This is a genomic window from Pseudarthrobacter sp. CC4 (assembly GCF_048957775.1).
Classification (GTDB): Bacteria; Actinomycetota; Actinomycetes; order Actinomycetales; family Micrococcaceae; genus Arthrobacter.
Genome location: NZ_JARCCZ010000003.1, coordinates 177,683 through 203,789, shown reverse-complemented (window position 1 = coordinate 203,789; position 26,107 = coordinate 177,683). Strand labels below are relative to the sequence as shown.

At 65.2% G+C, this 26,107-nt stretch carries 24 protein-coding genes; 4 read left to right on the top strand and 20 right to left on the bottom strand.

Annotation, left to right across the window (positions count from 1 at the left end; translation table 11 throughout):
• From atpD to PV768_RS03670, 10 genes are all read right to left on the bottom strand, one after another.
• Positions 1-1,455: a F0F1 ATP synthase subunit beta gene (gene atpD / locus PV768_RS03715; RefSeq protein WP_157241835.1), complete on the bottom strand. Its 1,455-nt coding sequence runs from the start codon at positions 1,453-1,455 to the stop codon at positions 1-3.
• Between the two features lie 83 nt (positions 1,456-1,538).
• Entirely contained in the window at positions 1,539-2,429 is an 891-nt protein-coding gene (locus PV768_RS03710) for a F0F1 ATP synthase subunit gamma (protein WP_157241834.1), read from the bottom strand.
• A 72-nt stretch (positions 2,430-2,501) separates the two neighbouring features.
• The gene (gene atpA, locus PV768_RS03705; protein WP_157241833.1) at positions 2,502-4,139 is read right to left on the bottom strand and encodes a F0F1 ATP synthase subunit alpha; all 1,638 of its coding nucleotides are present in this window, start codon (positions 4,137-4,139) and stop codon (positions 2,502-2,504) included.
• 79 nt (positions 4,140-4,218) lie between these two features.
• Complete coding sequence (locus tag PV768_RS03700) at positions 4,219-5,046, bottom strand: F0F1 ATP synthase subunit delta (RefSeq protein ID WP_421092312.1); 828 nt, start codon at positions 5,044-5,046, stop codon at positions 4,219-4,221.
• A complete protein-coding gene (locus PV768_RS03695; protein ID WP_323056548.1) occupies positions 5,046-5,597 on the bottom strand; it encodes a F0F1 ATP synthase subunit B in 552 nt (183 codons plus the stop codon). Before PV768_RS03695 ends, PV768_RS03700 begins: the two co-directional genes overlap by 1 nt.
• Positions 5,598-5,649: 52 nt before the next feature.
• Positions 5,650-5,853, bottom strand: coding sequence for an ATP synthase F0 subunit C (atpE, locus tag PV768_RS03690; protein WP_009356484.1), 204 nt, complete (start codon positions 5,851-5,853; stop codon positions 5,650-5,652).
• 107 nt (positions 5,854-5,960) lie between these two features.
• Positions 5,961-6,761: a F0F1 ATP synthase subunit A gene (gene atpB / locus PV768_RS03685; RefSeq protein ID WP_321213856.1), complete on the bottom strand. Its 801-nt coding sequence runs from the start codon at positions 6,759-6,761 to the stop codon at positions 5,961-5,963.
• An 81-nt stretch (positions 6,762-6,842) separates the two neighbouring features.
• Positions 6,843-7,181: an AtpZ/AtpI family protein gene (locus PV768_RS03680; RefSeq protein ID WP_157243091.1), complete on the bottom strand. Its 339-nt coding sequence runs from the start codon at positions 7,179-7,181 to the stop codon at positions 6,843-6,845.
• Positions 7,181-7,654, bottom strand: a complete 474-nt coding sequence (locus PV768_RS03675) for a hypothetical protein (protein ID WP_421092311.1) — start codon at positions 7,652-7,654, stop codon at positions 7,181-7,183. Before PV768_RS03675 ends, PV768_RS03680 begins: the two co-directional genes overlap by 1 nt.
• Positions 7,655-7,763: 109 nt before the next feature.
• Positions 7,764-8,876 carry an MraY family glycosyltransferase gene (locus PV768_RS03670; protein ID WP_157241828.1) on the bottom strand — a complete coding sequence of 371 codons (1,113 nt, stop codon included), beginning with the start codon at positions 8,874-8,876 and terminating at the stop codon, positions 7,764-7,766.
• Positions 8,877-9,212: 336 nt separating this feature from the next.
• On the opposite strand from PV768_RS03670, the gene PV768_RS03665 reads away from it, so the two are divergent.
• Entirely contained in the window at positions 9,213-10,109 is an 897-nt protein-coding gene (locus PV768_RS03665; RefSeq protein WP_421092310.1) for a glycosyltransferase, read from the top strand.
• A 10-nt stretch (positions 10,110-10,119) separates the two neighbouring features.
• Here PV768_RS03665 and PV768_RS03660 read toward each other — a convergent pair whose 3' ends face one another.
• From PV768_RS03660 to argS, 10 genes are all read right to left on the bottom strand, one after another.
• On the bottom strand, positions 10,120-10,893 hold the full coding sequence (locus PV768_RS03660; protein WP_157241826.1) for a WecB/TagA/CpsF family glycosyltransferase: 774 nt from the start codon (positions 10,891-10,893) through the stop codon (positions 10,120-10,122).
• Positions 10,893-11,729, bottom strand: a complete 837-nt coding sequence (locus PV768_RS03655) for an L-threonylcarbamoyladenylate synthase (protein ID WP_421092309.1) — start codon at positions 11,727-11,729, stop codon at positions 10,893-10,895. Before PV768_RS03655 ends, PV768_RS03660 begins: the two co-directional genes overlap by 1 nt.
• A gap of 12 nt (positions 11,730-11,741) precedes the next feature.
• Entirely contained in the window at positions 11,742-12,614 is an 873-nt protein-coding gene (gene prmC, locus PV768_RS03650; protein ID WP_323056550.1) for a peptide chain release factor N(5)-glutamine methyltransferase, read from the bottom strand.
• Positions 12,615-12,635: 21 nt separating this feature from the next.
• Entirely contained in the window at positions 12,636-13,709 is a 1,074-nt protein-coding gene (gene prfA, locus PV768_RS03645) for a peptide chain release factor 1 (protein ID WP_157241824.1), read from the bottom strand.
• Between the two features lie 304 nt (positions 13,710-14,013).
• On the bottom strand, positions 14,014-16,179 hold the full coding sequence (gene rho, locus PV768_RS03640; RefSeq protein ID WP_421092308.1) for a transcription termination factor Rho: 2,166 nt from the start codon (positions 16,177-16,179) through the stop codon (positions 14,014-14,016).
• Between the two features lie 296 nt (positions 16,180-16,475).
• Positions 16,476-17,462, bottom strand: coding sequence for a homoserine kinase (thrB, locus tag PV768_RS03635; protein WP_321213863.1), 987 nt, complete (start codon positions 17,460-17,462; stop codon positions 16,476-16,478).
• Between the two features lie 2 nt (positions 17,463-17,464).
• Positions 17,465-18,571, bottom strand: a complete 1,107-nt coding sequence (thrC, locus tag PV768_RS03630) for a threonine synthase (protein WP_321213864.1) — start codon at positions 18,569-18,571, stop codon at positions 17,465-17,467.
• Positions 18,572-19,900 carry a homoserine dehydrogenase gene (locus tag PV768_RS03625; protein WP_421092307.1) on the bottom strand — a complete coding sequence of 443 codons (1,329 nt, stop codon included), beginning with the start codon at positions 19,898-19,900 and terminating at the stop codon, positions 18,572-18,574.
• On the bottom strand, positions 19,901-21,376 hold the full coding sequence (lysA, locus tag PV768_RS03620) for a diaminopimelate decarboxylase (protein ID WP_421092306.1): 1,476 nt from the start codon (positions 21,374-21,376) through the stop codon (positions 19,901-19,903).
• Between the two features lie 4 nt (positions 21,377-21,380).
• A complete protein-coding gene (gene argS / locus PV768_RS03615; RefSeq protein ID WP_421092305.1) occupies positions 21,381-23,045 on the bottom strand; it encodes an arginine--tRNA ligase in 1,665 nt (554 codons plus the stop codon).
• 182 nt (positions 23,046-23,227) lie between these two features.
• On the opposite strand from argS, the gene PV768_RS03610 reads away from it, so the two are divergent.
• The 3 genes from PV768_RS03610 to PV768_RS03600 are packed head-to-tail and all read left to right on the top strand — an operon-like array spanning position 23,228 to position 26,088.
• Positions 23,228-23,671, top strand: a complete 444-nt coding sequence (locus PV768_RS03610; protein WP_157241820.1) for an FMN-binding protein — start codon at positions 23,228-23,230, stop codon at positions 23,669-23,671.
• Positions 23,672-23,674: 3 nt separating this feature from the next.
• The gene (locus PV768_RS03605; RefSeq protein ID WP_421092304.1) at positions 23,675-24,547 is read left to right on the top strand and encodes an FAD:protein FMN transferase; all 873 of its coding nucleotides are present in this window, start codon (positions 23,675-23,677) and stop codon (positions 24,545-24,547) included.
• A complete protein-coding gene (locus tag PV768_RS03600; RefSeq protein ID WP_157241819.1) occupies positions 24,544-26,088 on the top strand; it encodes an FAD-dependent oxidoreductase in 1,545 nt (514 codons plus the stop codon). The genes PV768_RS03605 and PV768_RS03600 overlap by 4 nt, the downstream gene beginning before the upstream one ends.
• Positions 26,089-26,107: the final 19 nt, after the last annotated feature.

Sequence of the window (26,107 nt, the reverse complement as noted above, 5' to 3'; positions counted from 1 at the left end):
TTACTTGGTCTGTTCCTGGATCTTGGCCCACTGGCGCTCTACGTCATCCAGGCCGCCGACGTTGAAGAACGCCTGCTCTGCGATGTGGTCGAGCTCGCCATCGCAGATGGCGGAGAAGCCTTCGACGGTGTCCTTGATGGAAACCGTGGAACCTTCGACGCCGGTGAACTGCTTGGCGGTGTAGGTGTTCTGCGAGAGGAACTGCTGGATGCGGCGTGCACGCGACACGACGATCTTGTCCTCTTCGGAGAGTTCGTCAACGCCGAGGATGGCGATGATGTCCTGGAGTTCCTTGTTCTTCTGCAGGATCTGCTTGACACGGACAGCCGTGTTGTAGTGGTCCTTGCCGATGTACTGGGGGTCCAGGATGCGGGAGGTGGACGTCAGCGGGTCAACTGCCGGGTACAGGCCACGGGAGGCGATTTCACGGGAAAGTTCCGTGGTCGCGTCCAGGTGCGCAAAGGTAGTTGCCGGGGCCGGGTCGGTGTAGTCATCCGCGGGGACGTAGATGGCCTGCATCGAGGTGATGGAGTGGCCCTTGGTGGAGGTGATGCGCTCCTGCAGGAGGCCCATCTCGTCAGCCAGGTTCGGCTGGTAGCCCACGGCGGAGGGCATGCGGCCGAGGAGGGTGGAGACCTCGGAACCTGCCTGCGTGAAGCGGAAGATGTTGTCGATGAAGAGCAGCACGTCCTGGTTCTGGACATCGCGGAAGTACTCCGCCATGGTCAGCGCGGACAGGGCCACGCGGAGGCGCGTTCCCGGCGGCTCATCCATCTGGCCGAACACAAGGGCGGTGTCCTTGAGGACGCCTGCCTCTTCCATTTCAACCCAGAGGTCGTTGCCCTCACGGGTACGCTCGCCGACGCCGGCGAATACCGAGGTACCACCGAAGTTGCGGGCCACACGGGTGATCATTTCCTGGATCAGAACGGTCTTGCCCACGCCGGCGCCGCCGAAGAGGCCGATCTTTCCACCCTTGATGTAGGGGGTGAGGAGGTCGATGACCTTGATGCCGGTTTCCAGCATCTCGGTGGAGCCTTCGAGCGAGGCGAAGTTCGGTGCCTTGCGGTGGATCGGCCAGCGTTCGCTGATGTCCAGTTCCGACTCTGCAACGTCCAGGGGCTGGCCCAGCACGTTGAAGATGTGGCCCTTGACGCCGTCGCCAACGGGTACGGAGATGGGGGCGCCGGTGTCCACTACGTTGGTGCCGCGGACCAGTCCGTCGGTAGCCTGCAGGGAGATGGCGCGAATGAGGTTGTCGCCCAGGTGCAGGGCGGTCTCGAACGTGATGGTCTTGGTTACACCGTTGAGAGTAATCTCGGTGGTGAGGGCATTGTAGATGGACGGGATTGCGTCAGCCGGGAATTCGACGTCGACAACCGGGCCGATTACGCGCGCAATGCGGCCGGTGGCACCGGACGTTGCGGCTACGTGTTCGGTAGCAGTGGCAGTCATCTCTCTCACTTCACTCAGTAGATGGCGTGGGTTTAAGTTTATCTGTGGTGGTGCAGGTCCTGCGGAATCCGACCTGCTGCAGGCTAGGACGCGAGGGCGTCGGCGCCGGCAACAATCTCGGAAAGCTCCTGCGTAATTTCAGCCTGGCGGGCCGTGTTGCGCAGACGCGTGTACTTCTTGATGAGGTCCGTGGCGTTGTCGCCGGCGGACTTCATGGCCCGCTGGCGTGCAGCAAGCTCCGAAGCCGCAGCCTGCAGCATGGCCGCGAAGATGCGTGACTCGATGTAGCGCGGCAGCAGGGCATCAAGAACCTGCTCGGTTTCCGGCTCGAATTCGTACAGCGGCAACAGGTCCGATTCAGAAGCGGCCTGCTCTTCCACTACTTCCAGCGGAAGCAGGCGGATGACCGTGGGCTCCTGGGTAACCATGGACTTGAAGCGGGTGTACACCACGTGGATCTCGTCCACGCCGCCCTCTTCGTAGTCGGTTGCGAACTCGGACAGCAGTGCTTCGCCGATTTCGCGCGCGGTGGCGAATTCGGGTGCGTCCGTGCCTCCGGTCCAGACCCGTGCGTATTCACGGTTCCGGAAATCGAAGTAGGCCTGGGCCTTACGTCCAACGACGTACGTCTTGACTTCCTTGCCTTCTTCGTGGAGCAGCTCGATGAGACCTTCCGCCTGCTTGAGCACGCTGGCCGAGTACGAACCTGCCAGTCCACGGTCCGCGGTAATTACCAGGACAGCGGCACGGCGGATCTGATCCGGCTCGGTGGTCAACGGGTGGTCGATTTCGCTTTGAGTTGCGACAGCAGAAACGGCGCGTGTGATCGCGTTCGCGTAAGGCAGTGAAGCTGCTACGCGCGCACGGGCCTTGCCGATGCGCGAGGTAGCGATCAGTTCCATCGCCTTGAAGATCTTGCGCATCGACGTGGTCGAGCTGATCTTCTGGCGGTAGACCCGAATCTGGGCTCCCATACTTATCCTTTCCTAACATTCCTTAGACCGGATGCGCCGGGCCCTTGGGCCCGGCACATCCGGCCAGCGGAACTAGCGCTTCTGCTTGACGATTTTTTCCTGGTCGACTTCGCCCTCGGAGATGGCTTCATGCTCCTCGTGGCCGGCGCCTACCAAGCGGTCGTCGCCCTCGCCGAAGAAACCCTTCTTGAAGTCCACGATGGCGGACTTCAGGGCTGCTGCGGTGTCGTCGTCCAGCACATTGGTCTGCGCCAGCGTGGTGAGGATCGAGGACTTGTGCGTCAGGTGCTCCAGGAACTCGGACTCGAAGCGGCTGATGTCCTCAACCGGAACGTCGTCCAGGTAGCCGTTGGTGCCGGCCCAGATGGACACAACCTGGTTCTCCACCGGGAACGGCGAGTACTGGCCCTGCTTGAGCAGTTCCATCAGGCGGGCGCCACGGGTCAGCTGCTGGCGGGATGCGGCATCCAGGTCCGACGCGAACATGGCGAATGCCTGCATGTCGCGGTACTGGGCCAGATCCAGCTTCAACGTACCGGAGACCTTCTTCATGGACTTCACCTGTGCGGCGCCGCCCACGCGGGAAACGGACACACCAACGTCGACAGCGGGGCGCTGGTTGGCGTTGAAGAGGTCCGACTGGAGGAAGATCTGGCCGTCGGTGATGGAGATGACGTTGGTCGGGATGTAGGCGGACACGTCGTTCGCCTTGGTCTCGATCAGCGGCAGGCCCGTCATGGAACCGGCACCCAGTTCGTCGGACAGTTTTGCACAACGCTCCAGCAGGCGGGAGTGCAGGTAGAACACGTCGCCCGGGTAGGCTTCGCGGCCCGGCGGGCGGCGGAGCAGCAGCGACACTGCACGGTAGGCCTCGGCCTGCTTGGAGAGGTCATCGAACACGATGAGGACGTGCTTGCCGCCGTACATCCAGTGCTGGCCGATAGCGGAACCTGCATACGGTGCCAGGTACTTGAAGCCTGCGGGGTCGGATGCCGGAGACGCCACGATAGTGGTGTACTCCAGTGCGCCGTTGTCCTCGAGGGTCTGGCGGATGGCGGCGATGGTGGACGCCTTCTGACCGATGGCCACGTAGATGCAGCGGACCTGCTTGGTCACATCGCCCGAAGCCCAGTTGGCCTTCTGGTTGATGATGGTGTCGATCGCAATGGCCGACTTGCCGGTCTGGCGGTCGCCAATGATGAGCTGGCGCTGGCCGCGGCCGATCGGGATCATGGCGTCGATGGCCTTGAGTCCGGTCTGCATCGGCTCGTGCACCGATTTGCGCTGGGTCACGCCGGGAGCCTGGAGCTCCAGCGCGCGGGTGGTTTCGGCCTTGATCTCGCCGAGGTCGTCGATGGGCATGCCCAGCGGGTCGACAACGCGGCCAAGGAAGGCGTCGCCCACGGGAACGGACAGAACCTGTCCGGTGCGGTGGACTTCCTGGCCTTCTTCGATGCCGGTGAAGTCGCCGAGGATGATGACGCCGATTTCGCGGACGTCGAGGTTCTGGGCCAGGCCCAGCGTGCCGTCCTCAAAGCGAAGCAGCTCGTTCGCCATGACCGAGGGAAGGCCCTCAACACGGGCGATGCCGTCACCAGCGGTAGATACGCGGCCGACCTCTACGCGTTCTGCGTTTCCGGGTTCGTAGGACGCCGCGAACTCGTTCAGCGCAATACGGACGTCGTCGGCGTTGATGGTCAATTCGGCCATCTGCAGTCCCTGCTCTCCTGTTTTGTGATCACCGTTTCCGGTGACCGGGGTTTCTATCAGTTAGGTTGTGCTTGTCCGGCTAGCCGGCCAGCTGGCGCTGCAATTGGCCCAGCCTGGCGAGGACCGAAGCGTCGAGCACTTCGTCACCAACCTGGACACGGATGCCGCCAATAAGTGACGGGTCAACATTGAAGTTGACCTTCAGTTCCCGCCCGTACATGGCATTCAGGCCCGCCTGGAGGCGGTCAAGCTGCGTCTGCGTCAGGGGACGGGTCACGCTGACCGTTGCAATCCAGCGCTGCTGCCGCTTGGCCGCCAGTTCGGCGAACCGCTGAACCAGCCGCGTGGGCTTGATGCCGCGGGGCTGGGTGACGGCCTGCGAGATGAGGACTTTAGCTTCCTCGCTTGCAGCTGGCACCAGCTTCGCGGCCAGTGTGGCCTTGGCCGCAGCACTGGCCTGTGGTTCGGACAGAGCACGTTGCACCTCGTGGCTGGAGGCAACGGCCTGGTTGAAGGAGAACAGATCGTTTTCCAGTTCTTCCAGGCCAGTGATTCCGGAGGCAGAAACGGCCGACTTGTTTTCAGCAACGGAAATGACCACCGTTGCGGCAAGAGTCTCGAGTGCATCGCCGATGTCACGGGCCGTTGCCCAGCGCGAGCTGGCCAGTCCGCCCGCGATCTCTGCAGCATCAGCGGAGACTTTCCCGCCAACCAGCTGCTTGACCAGCGCCGACTTTTCGTCACCGTTGCGGGACGGGTCAGTCAGGGCGCGGCGCAAGCCAGCCGAGCTGTCCACCATTCCCAGAATTCCGAAGAGTTCCTTTGCCAGCTGCAGCGACGCGGTGGGAAGTTTGGCTTCCAACTCTGCCAGCGCTGTTGCCAGCGATTCGCTCGATACGCCTGCCATTACTTAGCTGCACCTGCGTTCTGGGTCTCCAGATCTGCCAGGAAACGGTCCACGACCCGTGCTGCACGCTCGTCGTCGCTGAGCGCTTCGCCGACAATCCGGCCCGCCAGGGTGGTGGCCAGGGTGCCGACCTCGGAACGCAGGGACACAACGGCCGCCTGGCGCTCGGACTCGATCTGTGCGTGGGCCTGGGCCGTGATGCGGGCAGACTCTGCAGCTGCCTTCTCCTTGAGATCCGCGAGGATCTGGGCACCTTCGGCGCGGGCTTCCTCACGGATGCGGTTGGCTTCGGTGCGGGCGTCGGTCAGCTGCTGCTTGTACTCTTCGAGTGCAGCAGACGCCTCAGCCTGGGCCTTTTCAGCCTTTGCAATGCCGCCTTCGATGGCCTCGGCACGCTCGGCGAAGGTCTTTTCGAACATCGGGACAACGAACTTGACCACGATGAAAAAGAGGATGGCAAAGCCCACGAAAACAACGCCCATTTCCCAGATATTGGGAACCAGGGGGTTGACTTCGCCCTCAGTGGCGGCTGAGATGATCAGCTGATTCATATTTCACCCGTCCTTATCTACTCGGTTCTGTAAGTTCGCTTCGCTCTAAGGACTAGAGAACGAAGGCGAAGACCAGGCCGAGGATGGCGAGGGCTTCGGTCAGCGCAAGGCCGAGGAATGCGATCGGCTGCAGGACGCGCTGTGCTTCCGGCTGGCGTGCAACGCCGTTGATGTAGGCAGCGAATACGAGACCAACACCGATACCACCGCCGATTGCGGACAGACCGTAACCTACGAGGTTGAGATTGCCTTCCATTTTTATTCCTTTCAAGATGCCACCCATGTGGCAGGTTGTTTGGTTTGCTCTATCCCCGCGAGGGGAAGTCTTAGTGCCCGGCGGCGGGTTGCCGGCAGGCAGGGTGCCTAGTGGCTGTCGGCGTGAAGTGCGCCTTCGATGTAGATCGCAGTCAGCAGGGTAAAGACGTAGGCCTGCAGGACCATGATCAGGGCTTCAAGCATGTACATGGCGATCGCCCCGGCCAGGACCAGGAGCGAGGTTCCCTTGAGCAGGAGGTTCTCCTGCATGACGAGGAACTCGATGCCGTAGCCGGCGATCATCACGATGAGGTGGCCTGCGAGCATGGTGGCGAACAGACGGAGGCTGTGCGTAACAGGCCGGACCAGGAAGTTGGAGATGATCTCGATCGGGATGACGATCGGAAGGATGAACCACGGAACACCGGAGGGCACGGTGGCCAGCTTGAAGTAACGGAGTCCGTTCTTCTTGACGCCGATGGCGATCCAGGTGACGTAGACAATGCCGGCCAGCACGTAGGCGCCGCCCACGTGCGAGAACGTGGGGAGCTGGAAGAACGGGATGGCCCCGTAGATGTTGTTGACCAGGATGAAGAAGAAGAGGCTGAACAGCAGCGGGACGTACTTCATGAAGTCCCTGCCGCCGATGATGTCCTTGGCGATTCCGTTCCGGACGAAGCCGTAGGCGGCCTCGCCGGCGAACTGGAGCTTGCCGGGTACCAGCTGCTGCTTGCGTGCGGCAAGCACGAAGAAGACGGCGATAAAGACGACAGAGAGGAGGACCAGCAGCATCTGCTTGGAGAATCCTTCTGCGGCACCCCACGGCAGGATTGCCGGCAAATGCATTTCGTTAATACCAGGAGGAGTAAACTCTCCTGAATCTTGGGCCGGGAGCGCAAGCGCGATCAACGCGTTTCCTCTCTGCAGTGTCCATCATTGGGCGTTGGGCGGGGACCGGCAGCCGGAAGGCCTGCTGTTCCCCCTGTGAAATTATTTGGCATTAGTGTCGCCGTCCTGGGACGGCCCGCTGGAAGCACGGCGCTCCCCAGCATTGTTTCGAGAACTGGTAAGGCCATGCATGTGGGAAAGGTAGAAACCTCCGACGGCTCCAAGCAGGGCGCCTGCGAGCACGATCCAGCGCGTTCCCCACACGTAATCCAGTCCCCACCCTATCAAACTCCAGACGATGATTCCGCCAATGATGTAGCTGAATACGGCCATGCCGGCGTTGTATCCGCCGCTGGTTCCGTCGCTCGATACACCGGGGGCAGAACCGCTCGATCCGCTGTTCCCGTTGCGGCCTTTGTTGGGTTTCTTCGGATCACGCATCATGGTTTTCCTTGTTCCGGCTCGTTGTAGATCTGCAGGCGCGCCTTGCTGAAACCGTAGATTTCAGCAGCCTGCCACAGGACCACTGCGGTCACCGCTCCGGCCACAAACCAGCGCCCTTGCAGCCACTGCGGAGCCCCTACGACGAACAGCACGACGGCGAAGCCGACCACCTTGACGAAGTAGGTTGCCACGAACATGCCGATGGCGCCCGAAGGGTTACCGCGGCCCACGAAATGTCCCACCAGGAGGCTGATTCCGAAGAACAGCATGACCAGCAGGCCGCCCGCGGTACTGGACAGGGCGGCGTTCACGCCCTGCAGAAGCACGGCTGCGACCGCGCAGAGGAGCAGGCCGGCGGCAGAAGCAATCGAGCTCAGCTTGAGGAGGTGCAGCCAGAGCGACGGAGTGGGGCCGGATGCGCCAACACTTCCGTTGCCGGACGGAGGTCCGGACTCGGCGTTGGAGGTCATTCGATCCCAATCGTCGGCACCAACAGGCGGTTCGCCGGCAGGCAGGTTTGGAGGGGCAGCTTTGGCTGCCCCTAAATTCTACACGAGATAGAAATAATTGGCATCGAGGTTACGCCCGCGTCTCTTCGCCGCGCCGGGCAAGGTACGGCCAGGCGGTGACGAGGCCCATGACAAGGGTGGCGAAGAGGTCCACAGCGAGCACCACCTGCCACGGGAAGATGGCGAAGGCCAGTCCCCCGAAGGAGAGGATGCCGGTCCAGAGGTACATCAGGATCACCGCGGTGCGGTGCGAGTAGCCGATGTCCAGCAACTTGTGGTGCAGGTGGCCCTTGTCCGCGGACCAGGGCGAGCGGCCGCGGGCGGTGCGCCGCACCACGGCCAGGCCCAGGTCCAGCAGCGGCAGGAAGAGGACGGCGAACGGAAGCAGGATGGGAATCACGGTGGAGATACCGTTGGCCCTGTCATACAGACCCGAGGTGATCTGTCCGGTGGACACGACGCCGGCAGAAGCCATCAGCAGCCCGATCAGCATCGCACCGGAATCGCCCATGAAGATTTTGGACGGAAACCAGTTGTGCGGGAGGAAGCCCAGGCAGCTGCCCACCAGGACGGCGGTGATCAGGGTGGCGAGGTCCGAATAGTCCAGCAGCACGGCGTTGCGGTGCACCCAGTATGCGGTGAAGAAGAACGCGGTCCCGCCGATGATGGCCACACCCGCGGCGAGGCCATCCAGGCCGTCGATGAAGTTGAAGGCGTTCATCGTGGTGACGATCAGTCCCGCGGTCAAGAGCACCCGTACCGTCTCGTTTTCGAGGTAGATCGCTTCCGGCACCCAGGGGACGATGGTCATCTGGACTCCCCAGATGGCCACAGTAAGGCCCGCGGCGCTTTGCCCGATGAGTTTCACCCACCAGCGGATGTCCAGCAGGTCGTCCGCCACGCCCACCAGGACGATGACGGCAGCACCGGCAAGGACGCCCCAGGGGGAGAAGTTATTGCGGTAGATGTCCTTGACGAAGAATGACTGGCTGGCAACAATCAGCGCAACCATCACTCCGAGGAAAATCGCCACGCCGCCCAGCCGCGACACCGGGATCGAATGCATGTCGCGGCTGCGGATGGGCAGGTGCAGTTCCAGCCGGTGGCCGACGACCCGCGCTGCCCAGGTGGCCGCGTAGGACACGATGGCAGCCGTCAGCCCCATCAGCAGGTACATGATCATGGGGCGGGGGCCGTTTCAGGGGGGAAGCTGAAGCAGGGCAACCGTGCCGGCAGCTGGTCCTTGGTCGAGGGGCTCACTGGCCGGGAATCTGTTCTTCGATAAATGAAACTTCTCCGTCGCCGAGCGCGCAGCAGGCAGTACGCATTTCCGTATGCGCAGTGCCATACAAAACGCAGTGCCTTACAGAACGCAGTGTCTTACAAAACGCAGTGCCTTACAGGGCTGTATTACAGTGGACTCTAGTCAAAGATACTAGCGCCAACAGCATCATGGCTTCGCGCCACACGGCGCAGTGCGAGCGGGGAAATCCCTGTCAGCCATGCTGAAAGGACCCCAATGACCCCCCGCATAGCCGTCGCTGCCGTGACCTTCGACCGGCCCAATGAACTGGCTGTCCTGCTGGACGCGATCAACGCGCAGAGCGCACCCGTGGAGACGATCTGCCTGGTGGACAGCGGCACGGCCCCGGCCGTGGACGTCGCCGCCAAGCACCCGAATGTCGACTACGTCCGCTCGGAAGCAAACCTCGGTGGAGCAGGCGGATTCGCCCTGGCGGCGCTGAAGGCCGTGGCCAGCGGTGCCACATGGATCTGGATGATGGACGACGACGCCGAGCCGGCTGATCCGGAATGCCTTGCAACGCTGGTGCGTGAGGCTGAGGCACGGGACCTGGAAGCGGTGGTTCCGCTGGTGACGGCGCCGGGCCAGCCCGACCGGCTTTCCTTTTTCTTCCGTCTGGACGGCAAGGTCACGCACAGCCGCGCCGAGGTGGAAAAGCTGGGCTTCCTGCCCAACGACGGCCACTTCTTCAACGGGGCGCTGATCCGTTCCGACGTCTTCTTCAAAGTGGGCCTGCCCGACATGCGGCTCTTTATCCGCGGCGACGAGGTTGACTTCACCATCCGTCTTCGCAAGGCGGGGATCAGGTTCGGCACGGTGACCACTACCGCCATCACCCACCCGCACGCGTTTTCGGAGACCCAGCATGTATTCGGCGCCGGCTGGCACGTCATTGTTCCGGAATCGGCCTTCAAGCGGTACTACTACTACCGGAACCGCGGCTATCTGATCCGCCGGTACTTCCGCGTCAGGTCCTTCGTTGCGGATGTGGGCGGCTATCTGGGCTACTTCCTGCAGCACCGGGACCTTCCCGGCTTCCTGGGCTGGGCCAGGTCCTTCACCACCGGCCTCCGGGGCAAGGGGTTCGCGCCGCTGGAAGACCAGAAGTTCTAGGCTGCGGTTCCTAGCTCCTGCGCGCCAGCCCCTGGCGCTTCAGCCCGCGGGCGGCCAGGAGCCACAGCAGCACCCAGGGCTCGCCAAGCACGCGGTACGCCACGCGGCGGGGATGAAGCAGCAGGCGCCACGCCCACTCCAGTCCCAGCCTGCCCAGCCACCGGGGGGCGAGCTTCTGGAAGCCGGCAAGCTGTTCGATCGCTCCGCCTACGGCGCAGTAGACCGCGGGCGGCATCTCGCCAAGGCGCCGCTGCAGGACTTTTTCCTGCAGGGGCATGCCAAGTCCGATCAGGACCAGCTGCGGCTGCTGCCGGTGGAGCCAGGCCACAGCTTCATCCTCAAGCCCGTCATCCCAGCCCTCCCCCGGAAAGCCTGCAACCTTTGCGCCGGGGACGATTGACTGCAGCTTCCTGACGGCGCCGGCGTTGGCCTCCGCACCGGCGCCAAGCACGGCAATCCGCTCCAGTCCCCGCACCTGGTCCAGCGCCGGAAGCCAGTCGGTCGAGCCCAGCCTGTAGTCCATGACGGGGCCTTCAGCCTTGCCTGTCCTCCCCCACAGCCAGAGCACGGGAGCCCCGTCCAGCAGGACCACGTCGCTCCGCTGGTAGAGGTCGCGGAAGCCCTCATCCGAGAGGGTCAGCGTGACGCTGTGGAGGTTATGGCCCAGCACCGTCCGGGTGGAGCCTTCCTGGACGTAGCGGCTGAGTTCCGCCACCAGTTCCGGAACGCGCAGCGGGGTTGCTTCAACATCCAGCACCGGGACCTGCTGGCGGTCCAGTGCCATCAAGATTCAGTGTCCCGCGCCGGCGCCGGGGTTGCGGGAGCGGGGGGTTCGACGGCGGAGGACCCTGCCGGGGGCTGGACCGACGCGGCGGCCTGCTCCTCCGCCACGGGAGCCGCAACCGCAGGCGACGCGTCAGCGGGTCCTGCATCCACCGGTTCCTCTTCAGCCATGGGGATCTCCCCCAGGCCCAGAACACCCGGAACGTGCTCCCGGAGCTGGTCAAGGCTTACGGCACCGTTGCGGACCACGCGCAGGTGCGGCCCCGTGGCGTCAACAATGGTGGAGGGCACGGCGTCCTGGCCTTCCTGCGGCCGGAAGCCTCCTTCCAGGTAGACCTCCACGGAATCGGCAAGCTGCTCGCGCGCGGCGGCGGCCGTCTGACCGGGCGCGTGGCCCGTCCGGTTCGCAGAGGATACGGCGAGCGGCCCGGTGAGGGTCAGCAGTTCCTGGGCGATCTCGTCGTCAGGCATGCGCAGTGCCACCGTCCCCTTGGTCTCACCCAGATCCCAGTCGAGAGACGGCTGGGCGTGCAGGATCAGGGTCAGGCCGCCCGGCCAGAACGCCTCCGCAAGCTTGCGGGCGTCCGGGGACACATCCGTAGCCAGTCCATCAAGTGCATTGATCCGCGGGATCAGCACGGGCGGTGGCATGGTGCGGCTGCGTCCCTTGGATACCAGCAGCATGGTCACGGCCTGGGGCGAAAAGGCGTCGGCGGCAATGCCGTAAACAGTGTCCGTGGGAAAGACCACGCACTTCTTCTCGCTGATGGCCCGCTGGGCGTGCTCCAGCCCCTTGGCGCGCTCGTCGTCACTGGTGCAGTCGTAGGTAGTGGTCACTCGCCTATTCTTTCATTCCCTGTAGTCCGGATCCGCGAGCAGGGCGCTGGTGGCGCGTTCCTTGCCGTTGAGGTCCAGATGCGTCCTGATTCCGGTCCAGTTCCCTGCCCTGGCCAGCATGGCCGAGATCCAGCCCGCCTGGACTTCCGCGTGTTCCATCACGAAGTAGCCGCCGGGCCGCAGGAGGCGGGCCGCGGAGGCAGCGGCCGCCGTCGGAAGTTCCATCCCGTCCGCTCCCCCACCGTACAGCGCTTCGGGCGGATCGTGGAGGGCGACTTCGGGTTCGTTGGGGATGGCTTCGGCGGGGATGTAGGGCGGGTTGGACACCACCACGTCGAAAGTTCCGTTGAGCTCCGGCAGCGCGTCCCGCAGGTCCCCCTGGACGAGGTTGACGCCCAGGGGCGCCAGGTTCCTTGCAGCCCAGGCGTGGGCGAGGGGGCTGAACTCCACCGCGTGGACTTCGGCGCCGGGCACCTCGTGGGCGATGGAGCCGGCGATGGCGCCGGATCCGGTACCAAGGTCCACAATGCGCGGGTGCGGCACGCCGATGACGTGGTCGATCACCAACTGCACCACGGACTCGGTCTCCGGGCGGGGAATGAAGACCCCCGGCCCCACGGCCAGTTCGAGGTAGCGGAAATGCGCCACACCGGTGATGTGCTGCAGCGGCGTCCTGCCGGCACGCTCCGCCACGAGGGCCGCATAGCCTTCCGGCGCTGGAGTATCGCCAAGCATCATGGCGCGGAGGCGGCCGAGCCCGACACTCAGGAGGTGGTCGGCGAGCAGTTCGGCGTCCACGCGGGGGCTGGGCACGCCGGCGTCCCGGAGGATGGCTGTTGCCTCGGCGACGGCATCCGCAAGCGACTGGCCTGGCTCAAGTGTCATGTCTGGGATGTGCCGGAAGGACTAATCGCCGATGGCGTCCAGGCGAGCCTGTTCGTCCATCTCAATTGCGGACTGGATGACGGGTTCCAGGTCGCCGTTCATCACCTGGTCCAGGTTGTATGCCTTGTAGCCGGTGCGGTGGTCCGCGATGCGGTTTTCCGGGTAGTTGTACGTGCGGATGCGCTCCGAGCGGTCCATGGTGCGGATCTGCGACTTCCGCTGGGCCGAGTTCTCGGCGTCGATCTGCTCCTGCTGGTGAGCCAGGATGCGTGCCCGCAGCACGCGCATGCCGGCTTCACGGTTCTGCAGCTGCGACTTCTCGTTCTGCATGGCCACCACGATTCCGGTGGGAAGGTGGGTAATGCGCACGGCAGAGTCCGTGGTGTTGACCGACTGGCCGCCCGGGCCGGAAGACCGGTAGACATCGATCTTGAGGTCGTTCTGGTTGATCTCAAGCTCTTCGGGCTCGTCCACCTCGGGGAGGACCAGCACGCCGGCCGCCGAGGTGTGGATGCGGCCCTGGGATTCGGTGACGGGAACGCGCTGGACGCGGTGTACGCCGCCCTCGAACTTCAGGCGGGCGTAAACGCCCTCGGCAGGATCGTTCGAGTTGCCCTTCACGGCCACCTGGACGTCCTTGTAGCCGCCAAGGTCGGATTCCGTGGCGGAAATGATTTCGGTTTTCCAGCCGCGCGATTCCGCGTACCGGGTGTACATGCGCAGCAGGTCGCCGGCAAAGAGCGCAGCCTCGTCGCCGCCCTCACCGCCCTTGACTTCAAGGATGACGTTGCGGGCGTCGTCAGGATCCCGCGGAATGAGCAGCCGCCGCAGCTTGGCCGCGGCAGTTTCCAGCGCGGCCTCAAGCTCGGGAACCTCGGCAGCAAATTCAGGGTCCTCGGCCGCCATCTCCTTGGCAGCAGCAAGGTCATCCCGGATGGCCTCCCACTTGTGGTAGGCCTCAACAATGCCATTAAGCTGAGCCGACCGCCGCCCCAGCTTCCGGGCAAGCCGCTGGTCAGCATAAACAGCAGGATCCCCCAGCTGCGCCTGGATGGAGTCATGCTCATCAAGCAGGCCCTGTACGGACTCAAACATTTAAAACCTCTTTCGACTTGTACAAGTCTAGTTACTGCAACGCGGGGTCAGTTAACGCCCAATCCAGGGCTCCCGGAGGGCCAAAAGTGACCCCGCGTCGCGTCTCTTGGTGCGGAACCGTTAACGACGAACCGCTCAAAATATGCCAGCCAGGGAGCAGTCGATGACTCCCAACCTTCGCAAGCTCAGGTCGGGGCCCTCGTCATCTCCCTTACGGGCCTGCCGGAGCCGGGTGGCTTGGGATCGTAGATCGCAAGCCACCCGGCGTAGGGGCGGGGCCGGCATATTTTGAGCGGTGACTCAGCTACTTGTCGTTATCCGACTTCGCACCAAGCGTCGTCTTCTGGACCTGCATGAGGAACTCAACGTTGCTCTGGGTTTCCCGGATCTTGTTGGTCAGCAGTTCAAGGCTCTGCTGGGTCTCGAGTCCGGAGAGGACGCGGCGCAGCTTCCACATGATCTTGACTTCCTCGGGCGAGAGCAGGTTCTCTTCACGGCGGGTGCCGGACGCGTTGACGTCCACGGCCGGGAAGATGCGCTTGTCAGCCAGCTGGCGCGACAGGCGGAGCTCCATGTTGCCGGTGCCCTTGAACTCTTCGAAGATGACCTCGTCCATCTTGGAACCGGTCTCTACGAGCGCGGTGGCCAGGATGGTGAGCGAGCCGCCGTTTTCGATATTGCGGGCTGCACCGAAGAAACGCTTGGGCGGGTACAGTGCCGCGGAGTCGACACCACCGGACAGGATGCGGCCCGAGGCCGGTGCCGCCAGGTTGTAGGCACGGCCCAGGCGGGTCATGGAGTCCAGGAGGACCACAACGTCCATGCCCATTTCCACGAGGCGCTTGGCGCGTTCGATGGAAAGTTCGGCCACGGTGGTGTGGTCGTCGGCAGGACGGTCGAAGGTGGAGGCAATGACCTCGCCCTTGACGGTGCGCTGCATGTCCGTGACTTCTTCGGGGCGTTCGTCAACCAGCACCATCATGAGGTGGACCTCAGGGTTGTTGGTGGTGATCGCGTTGGCGATGGACTGCAGGATGAGCGTCTTTCCGGCCTTCGGCGGCGAGACGATCAGGCCACGCTGGCCCTTGCCGATCGGCGCCACGAGGTCGATGACACGGGGGCCGATCTTCTTGGGATCGGTCTCCAGGCGCAGGCGCTCGGACGGGTAGAGCGGAACCAGCTTGGCGAACTCGACGCGGTCCTTGAGCTCTTCCGGCGTCTTGCCATTGACGGAAGTGACGCGGACCAGGGCGTTGAACTTCTGGCGGGCGGACTGCTGGCTGCGGTCTTCGCCATCGCGGGGCGCCCGGATGGCGCCGACGACGGCGTCACCCTTGCGGAGGTTGTACTTCTTGACCTGGGCCAGGGAGACGTAGACGTCGTTGGGGCCCGGCAGGTAACCGGAGGTACGGATGAACGCGTAGTTCTCCAGAACGTCCAAAATTCCGGCTACCGGCAGGAGGACATCGTCCTCGGTGACCTCAACGTCGTCGACATCCGGACCCTGGGCGCGGCCGCGGCGGCGGTCATTGCGGTCGCGGAAGCGGTCATTGCGGGAGTTATCGCGGTCCTGGCCGCCCGAGCGGTCATTGCGATCGTTCCGGTCGCGCCGGTTACGGCGGTTGCGGCGGCTGCCGCCGTCGGAGTCGTCACTGTCGCGGCTGTCCTCGCGGCGGGACCCTTCGCGCTGGCCGGCCTCGCGGCTGCCTGCGTTGTCACGGCCGCCCTCGGTGCCTTCACGCGGGCCGCCGTCGCGGCCGCGGGTGCGGCCGCCTTCACGGCGGTCGGTGCGCTGGCCTGCATCGCCCTCAGCCGGAGCTTCGGTGCGCTGTTCTGACGTCCGCAGTTCTGAGGTGCGCTGTTCCGCGGCCTGTGCTGCGGGGCGCTGTTCGACGTCGGCCTGCACGGCAGGAGCCTCGGCGGCCTCCGCACCCTGGGGTGCTGCGGCGGCAGCTTCGCCGCGGCGGCGGTTACGGGTGCGCGGCTGGCGGCGCTCGGTGGCGCCTTCAGTTGCTTCGGGAGCCTCCGCAGGCGCTTCCACCGGCGCGGCGGGGCCCGTTTCGGCAGCAGCGGGCTCAGCGGCGGCCGGTGCCACCACTCCGTCGCTCACTGCGCGGCGGCTGCGGCCACGGCGGGCGCGGGTGCCTTCGGCGGGCGCTTCCGGAGTCTCAGCCGGAGCGGCGGCAGCCGGGGCGGAGACGGCCGGGGCGGCAATGCTCTCGGCCCGCTTCTCGGTTGCCTTGGCAGGAGCCTTGGTCAACGGGGTGCCGGCGCGATGGGCGGAAATGGCTGAGACCAGGTCCCCCTTGCGCATCCGGGAACCGCCGGAAATACCGAGCTGGCTGGCAAGTGCCTGCAGCTGGGCGAGCTTAAGGCCTGCGAGGCCACTGCTCTTGGCGGGTGCGGCCGGCGATTCGGCAGCAGAAGATGATAGTTCCACAGCTGGCGACAGCTCAGTGGTTTCGGTCACGAAGGATCCTTCCCCCTCGACGGCGTCCAGACGAGGAGCTGGACGCGATGATTTGATCTGGGCTGCAGTTCAGATCTGCAGCCGGATTGTTCGGCCTTGCCGGTTGGAGATCGGCCAGCAGGGCCGGATACTGATTCACCTTCCACTCCGCCCGTGGCGGAGGGATGGGCTGACGCATCAGGGGCAGCTTTATAGCTACAGATTCCTGCGACAGACCAAGCAGGCGGCACCGGAATAGATTGCGCAGTAGGAGATCAAATCGCAAATGAATGCTGGAGGAGATCAGATAGGCGGAATTACCGCCGGTGCATCTCCACCTTAGCACCTTCAACGTCCACTGCCAGCTTCAGCACCCGCCATGCCATATCCGGCGTGTTGGCCGCGATGAAGTCCTCGATGAAAGCCACAACGGCGGCAGCCTCAGCCTCGCCGTCAGCCAGGACCAGCACGGTGGGCCCGGCGCCCGAAACGACGGCGGCATATCCCGCCGTGCGCAGCGCCCCGATCAGCGCTGCGGACGGGCGCATTGCCTCCGCCCGGTAGCTCTGGTGCAGGTAGTCCTCGGTGCCGGCCAGCAGGAATTCTGGTTTGGCCGTCAGTGCGTGGATCAGCAGCGCGGCGCGGCCGGCGTTCATTGCGGCCGCGTGGTGGCCCACCGAGGCCGGCAAGAGGGCCCGCGCCGCCTCCGTGGAAAGTTCGAAGTCAGGCACCGCCACAACGGGGATGACCGATTCCGACACCGTTGCCCGCGTGCTGCTGTACTGGTCATTGTTCTGCCAGGACAGTGCCAGTCCGCCGAAAATGGCGGGTGCGACGTTGTCCGGGTGGCCCTCCATCTCGGACGTGAGCTGGAGGATCCAGTCCTTCCCGCGGCGGGCAGCCTCAGGAACCAGGGCATTGGCTGCGGTCACGGCAGCTACCACTGCCGACGCCGAGGACCCGAGCCCCCGCCCGTGCGGGTTGACGTTGTCCGCCGTGATCCGAAGCCCCTCGTGCCGGAAGCCCAGGCGGTGCAGGGCCTCCGTGAGGGCCCTGACCACCAAGTGGCTGGCATCGCGGGGAAGTGTTTCAGCCCCCTCGCCGCTGAGGTCGAAGTGCAGCTCGCCACTGCCCAGGGTTTCCACCGTCAGGGTGTCGTGCAGCGACAGGGCGAGCCCCAGGCTGTCGTACCCGGGGCCCAGGTTCGCGCTGGTGGCGGGCACGCGAACGGTCACCAGCTGGCCGGCCGGGACTGCCGGCGCAGCTGCTGCGGACTCGGCAGGCACAGTGAGGGTGGTTTCCACGGTTACTTGTCTTCCAGTCCCAGTTCGGCTGCAACGGTGACGACGTCGTTGGGTACCTTGACCGGCTGCACATCGCTGCCGTCCTCGGTGCGCAGGGCCCACTGGGGGTCCTTGAGGCCGTGGCCCGTAACGGTGATGACGATCGTCTTGCCCGACGGGACTTCACCGGCGGCGTGCTTCTTCAGCAGCCCGGCCACGCCTGCGGCGGATCCGGGCTCCACGAAAACGCCCTCGCGTGCGGACAGCCAGCGGTGCGCATTCAGGATTTCCTCATCCGTGACTGCGTCAATCAGTCCGCCGGACTCATCACGGGCGCCAATGGCGCCGTCCCAGGAGGCGGGGTTGCCGATCCGGATGGCCGTGGCAATGGTGTCCGGTTCGGTGATGGGGTGGCCGGCGACGAAGGGGGCCGCGCCAGCCGCCTGGAAACCCCACATGGCCGGGGTCTTGGTGGAGACGGCGGGAAGGGTGCCGGCCGTTTCGGACTCGAAGGGAGCGGAGTACTCCTTGTAGCCCTTCCAGTAAGCGGTGATGTTTCCGGCGTTGCCGACCGGCAGGACGTGGATGTCCGGAGCGTCGCCCAGCGCGTCGACGATTTCGAAGGCACCGGTCTTTTGGCCCTGGATGCGGGCCGGGTTGACTGAGTTCACCAGGAACACAGGGTAGGACTCCCCCAGCTTCCGGGCGATGTCCAGGCAGTTGTCGAAGTTGCCGTCCACCTGCAGCAGCGTGGCGCCGTGGGCGATGGCCTGGCTGAGCTTGCCCATGGAAATCTTGCCTTCCGGCACCAGGACAGCGCACTTCAAGCCGGCAGCGGTGGCGTAGGCGGCAGCAGAGGCGGAGGTGTTACCGGTGGAGGCGCAGACTACAGCCTTTGCCCCGGAGGCGACGGCGGCGGTCATGGCCATGGTCATGCCGCGGTCCTTGAAGGAACCCGTGGGGTTCATGCCCTCAACCTTCAGGTACACCTCGGAACCGGTGAGCTCGGAAAGCTTCTGCGCGCGCACCAGCGGTGTGCCGCCTTCGCCAAGGGTGATGACCCTGGTGGATTCCGTCACGGGCAGACGGTCAGCATATTCGCGGATGACGCCGCGCCATTGGTGAGCCACTTAGACTCCTTCTACCCGCAGAACGGATGTAACTGAATTGATGACGTCCAGGCCTTTCACGGCCTCGACGGTGGCCGCTAGGGCAGCCTCTGACGCGCGGTGGGTGACGATCCGCAGCTCGGCGGATTCCACGTTGGACTCCGCGTCACGGTGGATGGTCTGCCGCATGATCTCGATGGACACGCCGTGCTCGGCGAAGAGCTGGGCAATCCTGGCCAGGACGCCGGGCTGGTCGGCGACGTCCAAGCCGATGTAGTAGCTGGTGACGGCCGCGTCGATCGGCAGGGCCGAAACCTGGCCGGTGGTGGTTTCCGTGCGGCCGGGGCCGCCGAGGACCAGGCTGCGCGCGGCCGAGACAAGGTCGCCCAGGACAGCGGACGCCGTGGGTGTACCGCCGGCTCCCTGCCCGTAGAACATCAGTTCGCCGGCGTTCTCGGCTTCGATGAACACCGCGTTGAAGGCGCCGTGGACGGCGGCCAGCGGGTGTTCACGGGGAAGCAGCGTGGGGTGCACGCGCACGGAGACGCCCTCGCCGCCGTCCGCGTCCGTGCCTGCGGCGGGAAGCTTTTCCGCGATGGCCAGCAGCTTGATGACAAAGCCGGCGTCCTTGGCCGCGGCAATATCCGCCGCGGTGACCGAGGTGATTCCTTCGCAGTGGACGTTTTCCAGGGCAAACCGGGTGTGGAAGGACAGCGAGGCAAGGATGGCGGCCTTCGCCGCGGCATCGTGGCCTTCGACGTCGGCAGTGGGGTCCGCTTCTGCGTAGCCAAGGCGCTGCGCTTCGGCGAGGGCATCGGCGAACTGGGCTCCGGTGGTGTCCATCTGGTCAAGGATGAAATTGGTGGTGCCGTTGACGATGCCCAGGACGCGCGTGATGCGGTCGCCGGCGAGGCTGTCGCGGATGGGCCGCAGGATGGGGATGGCACCGGCGACGGCGGCCTCATAGGAGAGCTGGACGCCCGCCTTGTCAGCTTCCTCGTGCAGGGTGGGGCCGTCCTGCGCCACGAGCGCCTTGTTCCCAGTGACAACGCAGGCACCGTTGCGGAGGGCCGAAAGGATCAGCGTGCGGGCAGGCTCGATGCCGCCCATCAGCTCGATCACCAGGTCCGCGTCCTTGACCAGCGTCTCGGCGTCGGTGGTGAAGAGCTCCTGCGGCAGGTCCACGTCGCGGGGGGCATTGACGTTGCGCACGGCGATGCCGCTCAACTGCAGCTTCGCGCCCGTGCGGGCGGCAAGGGTGTCGGCGTCCTCAATGAGGATCCGCGCAACCTGGGCCCCAACGTTGCCGCAGCCCAGCAGGGCTACTTTCAGGGTTCGCAATTCCGTCATTCAGGCTCCCATGTCGCGGTTCAGCAGATCTTCTTCGGTTTCCCCGCGGACAATCAGCCGGGCAGATCCGTCGCGCACCGCGACAACGCCCGGCCGGGCCAGATAGTTGTAGTTGCTTGACAGGGCCCAGCAGTAGGCGCCGGTCCCCGGTACAGCAAGCAGATCACCGGCTGCCACGTCCTCGGGCAGATATACATCTCTAACAACTATGTCGCCGCTCTCGCAATGTTTGCCCACCACGCGGGACAGCTGCGGAGCCGCCGCGGACGCGCGGGAGGCCAGAATTGCGGAGTAATCGGCGTCGTAGAGCACGGGCCGGGCGTTGTCGCTCATGCCGCCGTCCACCGAAACATACCGGCGCGGATACGTAACGTTGTTGCCTCCGTCACTGGCTCCGGAGGGGGCCGGCGCGTCCACGCGCACGGTTTTGATCGTCCCCGCTTCGTAAAGGGTGAAGGTGGTGCTGCCCACGATGGCGCGTCCGGGTTCGATGGAGATGCGGGGCGAGTCAATGCCCAGTGCTGCGCAGGTGGAACGGACGACGGCGGCCATCGCCTCCGCGATCTCGGCTGCGGGGCGGGGGGTGTCCACCGGGGTGTAGGCGATACCGTAGCCGCCGCCGAGGTCCAGCTCCGGAAGGACAATGGAGTACTTTTCCTGCATGGCGGCGAGGAAGCGAAGGAGCTTGTCGGCAGCCATCGCGAAGCCGTCCGGCTCGAAGATCTGGGATCCGATGTGGCAGTGCAGTCCCAGCAGTTCAATGCCCGGGTGCGCGGCAGCGGCTGCCACTGCTTCTTCAGCAGCGGACAGCCCTGCCTGTTCGGTGGTGTCCGCCGCCATGGAGAGGCCGAACTTCTGGTCCTCGTGGGCCGTGGCAATGAATTCGTGGGTATGCGCGTGGACCCCCGGCGTGAGCCGGAGCATGACCTTGGCCTTTTCCCCCCGCAGTTCAGCGATGGCGCCCACCCGGACCAGTTCGCTGAGGCTGTCCACCACAATCCGGCCCAGCTTCATGTCCAGCGCACGGTGGATCTCGCCGTCGGACTTGTTGTTGCCGTGCAGGGCCACGTCGGCGCCGGGAATTCCGGCCTTTGCCGCGACGGCCAGCTCGCCGCCGGACGCAGTGTCCAGCCGCAGCCCCTCCTCCTCGACCCACCGCACCACGGCGGTGCACAGGAATGATTTGCCGGCGTAGTAGACGTCCACTCCCCCGCAGATATCGGCGAACGCATTGTTGAAGGCGTCGCTGAAGGCGCGTGCCCTGGCACGGAAGTCGGTCTCGCTCATGACGAAGAGCGGGGTCCCATATTGCCGCTGGAGCTCGCTGACCGGAATGCCGTCGATGGTGAGTTCACCGGACTCGTTCCTGGCTGCATCCTGTGCCCACATCTTTGGCTCGAGGGCATTCAAGTCCGCAGGGACAGACAGCCAGCCCGGGGCTAGCGGAGAACCGGCAATGGGGTCCTGTGCAGTCATTGGATCACATCCGTTCCGGCGCGGAAACGCCAAGCAGGTCAAGGCCGTTGGCCAGCACCTGGCTCGTGGCGTCGTTGAGCCACAGCCGGGTGCGGTTGACATCCGTCACCGCTTCGTCGCCCATGGGCGCAATGCGGCAGGCGTCATACCAGCGGTGGTAGGCGCCGGCGATGACCTCGAGGTGGCGGGCCACACGGTGCGGCTCGCGCAGCTCGGCGGCCTTGGCCACGATCGAGGGGTAACTGCCCAGGTAGGAAAGCAGCTCGTTCTCGGTGGCGTGGTCCAGCAGCGAGGCGTCAAAGCTGTCTTTGCCGTCCACCTGGCGCTCCACTCCGGCCGCCACGGCGTTCCGGGCAGCACCGCGGGAGCGGGCGTGGGCGTACTGGACGTAGAACACCGGGTTTTCGTTGCTGTGCTTCTTCAGCAGCTCCGGGTCCAGGGTCAGGGGCGAATCTGCGGGGAAGCGTGCCAGCGAGTAGCGGACGGCGTCCTTCCCAAGCCAGTCGATCAGGTCCTTGAGCTCAATGATGTTTCCGGCGCGCTTGGACAGCTTCGCTCCGTTAACGGACACCAGCTGCCCGATCAGCACCTCGATGTGGACCTCGGGGTCGTCGCCGGCGCACGCGGCAATCGCCTTGAGCCGGTTGATGTAGCCGTGGTGGTCCGCGCCGAGGAGGTAGATCTTCTCGGTATAGCCGCGGTCCTTCTTGGACAGGTAGTAGGCGGCGTCGGCTGCGAAGTACGTCGGCTCGCCGTTGGCCCGGATCATCACCCGGTCCTTGTCGTCGCCAAAGTCCGTGGTCCGCAGCCAGACCGCGCCGCCGTCGTCGAACACGTGGCCCTGCTCGCGCAGGCGCGCCACTGCACTCTCGATCGCGCCGGCGTCGTGCAGCTCCTGCTCGGAGAAGAACACGTCGAACTCCACGCCGAAGTCCGCAAGGGTGGCCTTGATGTCCTTCATCTGCGCCTCGTAGGCAGCGGCGCGGATCACTGGAAGGGCCGCAACTTCAGTCAGTTCGCGGATGTCCGGGTGCTCCGTCAGCACCTCATGCCCAAGGTCCGCAATGTACTGTCCGGGGTAGCCGCCGTCGGGCACGGGGAGGCCGTGCAGCCGGTTGTAGACGGAGTGTGCGAAGACGTTCATCTGCGTGCCGGCGTCATTGATGTAATACTCAGCGGTCACATCCGCCCCGGACGCACGCAGCACGCGCGCGATCGAATCCCCCAACGCCGCCCAACGGGTGTGCCCGATATGCAGCGGACCGGTGGGATTGGCCGAGACAAACTCCATGTTCACCGTGTGGCCGGCGAGCGCGGAGTTGGTGCCGTACTGCTTTCCGGCTTCGACAATCACCTTGGCCAGGGCGCCGGCGGCAGCCGCCTCCACGGTAATGTTCAGGAACCCCGGCCCCGCGATGTCCACGGCGGCAACGCCGTCGATGGACTTCAGCCGGGCACTGAGGATGGTGGCGAATTCACGCGGGCTGGTGCCGGCCTGCTTGGCAAGCTGCAGGGCAATGTTGGTAGCCCAGTCGCCGTGGTCCCGGTTCTTGGGTCGCTCCACGCGCACCTCATCAGGGACAGCTGATGCTGCAAGGGCGATGTCACCGGCGGCGACAGCGTCCTTCAGGCAGGCGGATATGGCGAGGGAGAGTTCTTCGGGAGTCACCCTTCTAGACTACCGGGGGCCGGTCACAGCAAAGGAATCCAGGGCGCTTCCTGCACCCTGTCGATCCACAGGAAACCGGAAATCACCGCACAGGTTGAACCAATACGCTGGCTTTTGCGTTGACAACACAGTAAGCACTGAGCAGATCCCTTCCTGCGTCCCCTGATGAAACGAGAACCCTGATGAGACCCTCAGTCCGTAAAAGTGTTTACGCCGGAGTCGCCGGCCTGTCCCTGGCGGGAGCGGTGGCAGGCTGCGCGCCGTCAGCCGGGAGCAGCACCGCGGCAACCACCCCCTCCACCGGAGCGTCGACAACGGCGGCCGGCGGGGCGGAATACAAGGACGGCACGTACAGCGCCGACGGCACCTATGTGTCGCCCAACGGTACGGAGACAGTGGGCGTCCAGCTCACGCTCGCCGCCGGGACCGTCACGGACGTGCAGATCACCCAGCATCCGTCCAACCCGAATACCCGCAAGTTCCAGGGCGAGTTTGCCGGCGGCATCGCGGCCCAGGTGGTTGGCAGGAACATCGACGAGCTCAATGTGTCCAAGGTTGCGGGCTCTTCCCTCACCAGCGGCGGTTTCAACAAGGCCCTGGAGCAGATCAAGTCGGAGGCCCGGTAGGCCGTGCCGGACGGGGACCGGGAGGACTTTGCGTTTGAGGGGATCGGGACGCGCTGGCAGGTCTCTGCGCCCGGGCTGCTCGGTCCCGCCCTGCGGACCCGCCTCCTGGACGTGGTGGAACGGTTCGACGCCGACTGGTCCCGCTTCCGGGACGATTCCCGCGTCACCGCGATGGCCAGGGAACCCGGCCGGTACGAGTTTCCCGCCGAGGCCGGACCGCTCGGGCTGATCTACCGCACCCTCTACCAGCTCACCGGCGGGGCCATGACCCCGCTCATCGGCACCAGCCTGGAGCGCCTGGGCTACGACGCCGGCTACTCGCTTCGGCCGTCCGGCTCCCCGCTGCCTGCTCCGGCCTGGGACGACGTACTGGACTGGGCCGGCACCACCCTCACCACGAAGGCTCCTGCCGTCCTGGACATCGGGGCCGCCGGCAAGGGCCTGCTCGTGGATCTGCTGGCGGCGGAGCTTGAGGCGGGAGGCGTGGAGGCCTTCATCATCGATGCCGGCGGGGACCTCCTGGCGCGTGGCCCGGATCCCGTTCCGGTGGCATTGGAACACCCCTACAACGAAGCCCAGGCCATCGGGGTGGTGCAGCTGGCAGGCCGGGCACTCTGTGCATCTGCCGCAAACCGGCGCGCCTGGGGCGACGGCCTGCACCACGTCCTGGATGGCAGGACCGGTCGCCCTGTCAGGACCGCCGTGGCCACGTGGACTCTGGCGGAAACCACCATGCTGGCCGATGCCCTGGCAACGGCGCTCTTTTTCCTCCCTGGTGACGAACTCCAGCGGTCTTTCGATTTTTCCTGGTTGACGGTCTTCTCGGACGGAAGCGCCACCCATTCCGCAGGATTTGAAGGGACACTGTTTTCATGAGCCCCGTTGAAGCGCCGGGGGCCGGACCGGCCCTGTCCGTGGCCGGCCTGCTGGATACCGTGCTGGGCCGGTTCACCATGTACCGGCTGATCCTCCTGGTCCTGGCGGCCCTCGCCGGATACAGCCTTCTGCTGGATGCCCTGGGCTGGCTGACTTTCGGCATTCCGGAGATGCTGGCGCACCTGGTCCTCTGCCTTGGGCTGACGTACGCGTCGAACAGGGCGCTGGCAGTGCTGTTCCGGGTACGGCCGCACTCCGAGTCGTCGCTGATCACCGGGCTGCTGCTCTATTTCCTGTTCTGGCCCTCCTTCGCCCCCATGGATGTGGCGGGAGTGGCTTTGGCGTGCGTGCTGGCATCGGCGTCGAAATACGCCCTCGCCTGGCGCGGCCGGCATGTGTTCAACCCCGCCGCCGCCGGCGCGTTCGTCACGGGCCTCACCGGCCTGAATATCGCAACCTGGTGGGCCGCCACGCCGGCCATGCTGTGGCTGCTGGTCCCCGGGATCCTGCTGGTCCTGTACCGCACCCGGAAGTTCCTCATGGCTTCGGTGTTCACCGTTGTTGCCGCCGCGATCATCACTTCCGAACTGATCCAGGCCGGGCTGTCAGCGGGCATGGCCTTGTGGCAGTCCTTTGCCCAGCGGCCGCTGCTGTTCTTTGCGGGGTTCATGCTTACCGAGCCGCTGACGCTGCCGCCGCGGCGCTGGCAGCAGCTGGCGTTGGCCGCAGTGGTAGGTGTCGTTTTCGCGGTCCCCTACAACGTCGGTTTCCTGGCCAACTCTCCGGAGGCGGCGCTCCTGCTGGGCAATCTGCTGGCTTTCCTGGCGGGCCAGCATGGGAGCGTGTCCCTTCGTTTTGCCGGAACCAGGGCGTTGACACCCAGCACTACCGAGTTCTCCTTCGAACCGTCCCGGCCGGTCCGCTTTGTGCCGGGGCAGTACATGGAGCTGGACCTGCCGCAGGTCAAGTCGGACAGGAAGGGACGGCGTCGTGTGTTCAGCCTGACAGGTTCGCCGGACGACCGCCTGGTGAAGTTTGGCGTGCGGACAGCTGAGCCGGTGTCCCCGGCGAAGCGGGTCCTCCTTGCGCTGAAGCCCGGGGACAAAGTGACCGCCACGTCCGTGGGGGGAGACTTTGTCCTCCCCCGGGATCCCCGGAAGCCGGTACTGCTGATTGCCGCCGGAATCGGCATCACGCCCTACCTTTCACACTTGTCTTCGGGAGGACTGCGGGAACGGGACGCTGTCCTCCTCCTCCTTGCCAGGAGCGCCGACGAGATTGCCTATGCGCAGGAACTGCGGGCGGCGGGCATCCGCGTCCTGGTGCGCACTGCGGATGGTTCCGCGCCGCCGCCGGACCTGGCCGCCGCCTCCTGGGACGGCACGCGGCTGGATGGCGAAGCCCTCCGGGCACTGGTCCCGGACATCGCGGAGCGGGACGTTTACGTCTCGGGCTCACCGGCCAGCGTCGCCTCGCTGCGGCGGGCGGCTAAGCAGGCAGGGGCCCGCCGGCTCCACGTGGACTCATTCTCCGGCTACTGATTCCGGCCCGGGACCGCGC

Coding starts and splice junctions, on each gene's coding strand:
- atpD (WP_157241835.1), bottom strand. CDS start 1,455: ATGACTGCCACTGCTACCGAACACGTAGCCGCAACGTCCGGTGCCACC.
- PV768_RS03710 (WP_157241834.1), bottom strand. CDS start 2,429: ATGGGAGCCCAGATTCGGGTCTACCGCCAGAAGATCAGCTCGACCACG.
- atpA (WP_157241833.1), bottom strand. CDS start 4,139: ATGGCCGAATTGACCATCAACGCCGACGACGTCCGTATTGCGCTGAAC.
- PV768_RS03700 (WP_421092312.1), bottom strand. CDS start 5,046: ATGGCAGGCGTATCGAGCGAATCGCTGGCAACAGCGCTGGCAGAGTTG.
- PV768_RS03695 (WP_323056548.1), bottom strand. CDS start 5,597: ATGAATCAGCTGATCATCTCAGCCGCCACTGAGGGCGAAGTCAACCCC.
- atpE (WP_009356484.1), bottom strand. CDS start 5,853: ATGGAAGGCAATCTCAACCTCGTAGGTTACGGTCTGTCCGCAATCGGC.
- PV768_RS03680 (WP_157243091.1), bottom strand. CDS start 7,181: ATGCGTGATCCGAAGAAACCCAACAAAGGCCGCAACGGGAACAGCGGA.
- PV768_RS03675 (WP_421092311.1), bottom strand. CDS start 7,654: ATGACCTCCAACGCCGAGTCCGGACCTCCGTCCGGCAACGGAAGTGTT.
- PV768_RS03670 (WP_157241828.1), bottom strand. CDS start 8,876: ATGATCATGTACCTGCTGATGGGGCTGACGGCTGCCATCGTGTCCTAC.
- PV768_RS03665 (WP_421092310.1), top strand. CDS start 9,213: ATGACCCCCCGCATAGCCGTCGCTGCCGTGACCTTCGACCGGCCCAAT.
- PV768_RS03660 (WP_157241826.1), bottom strand. CDS start 10,893: ATGGCACTGGACCGCCAGCAGGTCCCGGTGCTGGATGTTGAAGCAACC.
- prmC (WP_323056550.1), bottom strand. CDS start 12,614: ATGACACTTGAGCCAGGCCAGTCGCTTGCGGATGCCGTCGCCGAGGCA.
- prfA (WP_157241824.1), bottom strand. CDS start 13,709: ATGTTTGAGTCCGTACAGGGCCTGCTTGATGAGCATGACTCCATCCAG.
- PV768_RS03625 (WP_421092307.1), bottom strand. CDS start 19,900: ATGACGGAATTGCGAACCCTGAAAGTAGCCCTGCTGGGCTGCGGCAAC.
- lysA (WP_421092306.1), bottom strand. CDS start 21,376: ATGACTGCACAGGACCCCATTGCCGGTTCTCCGCTAGCCCCGGGCTGG.
- PV768_RS03610 (WP_157241820.1), top strand. CDS start 23,228: ATGAGACCCTCAGTCCGTAAAAGTGTTTACGCCGGAGTCGCCGGCCTG.
- PV768_RS03600 (WP_157241819.1), top strand. CDS start 24,544: ATGAGCCCCGTTGAAGCGCCGGGGGCCGGACCGGCCCTGTCCGTGGCC.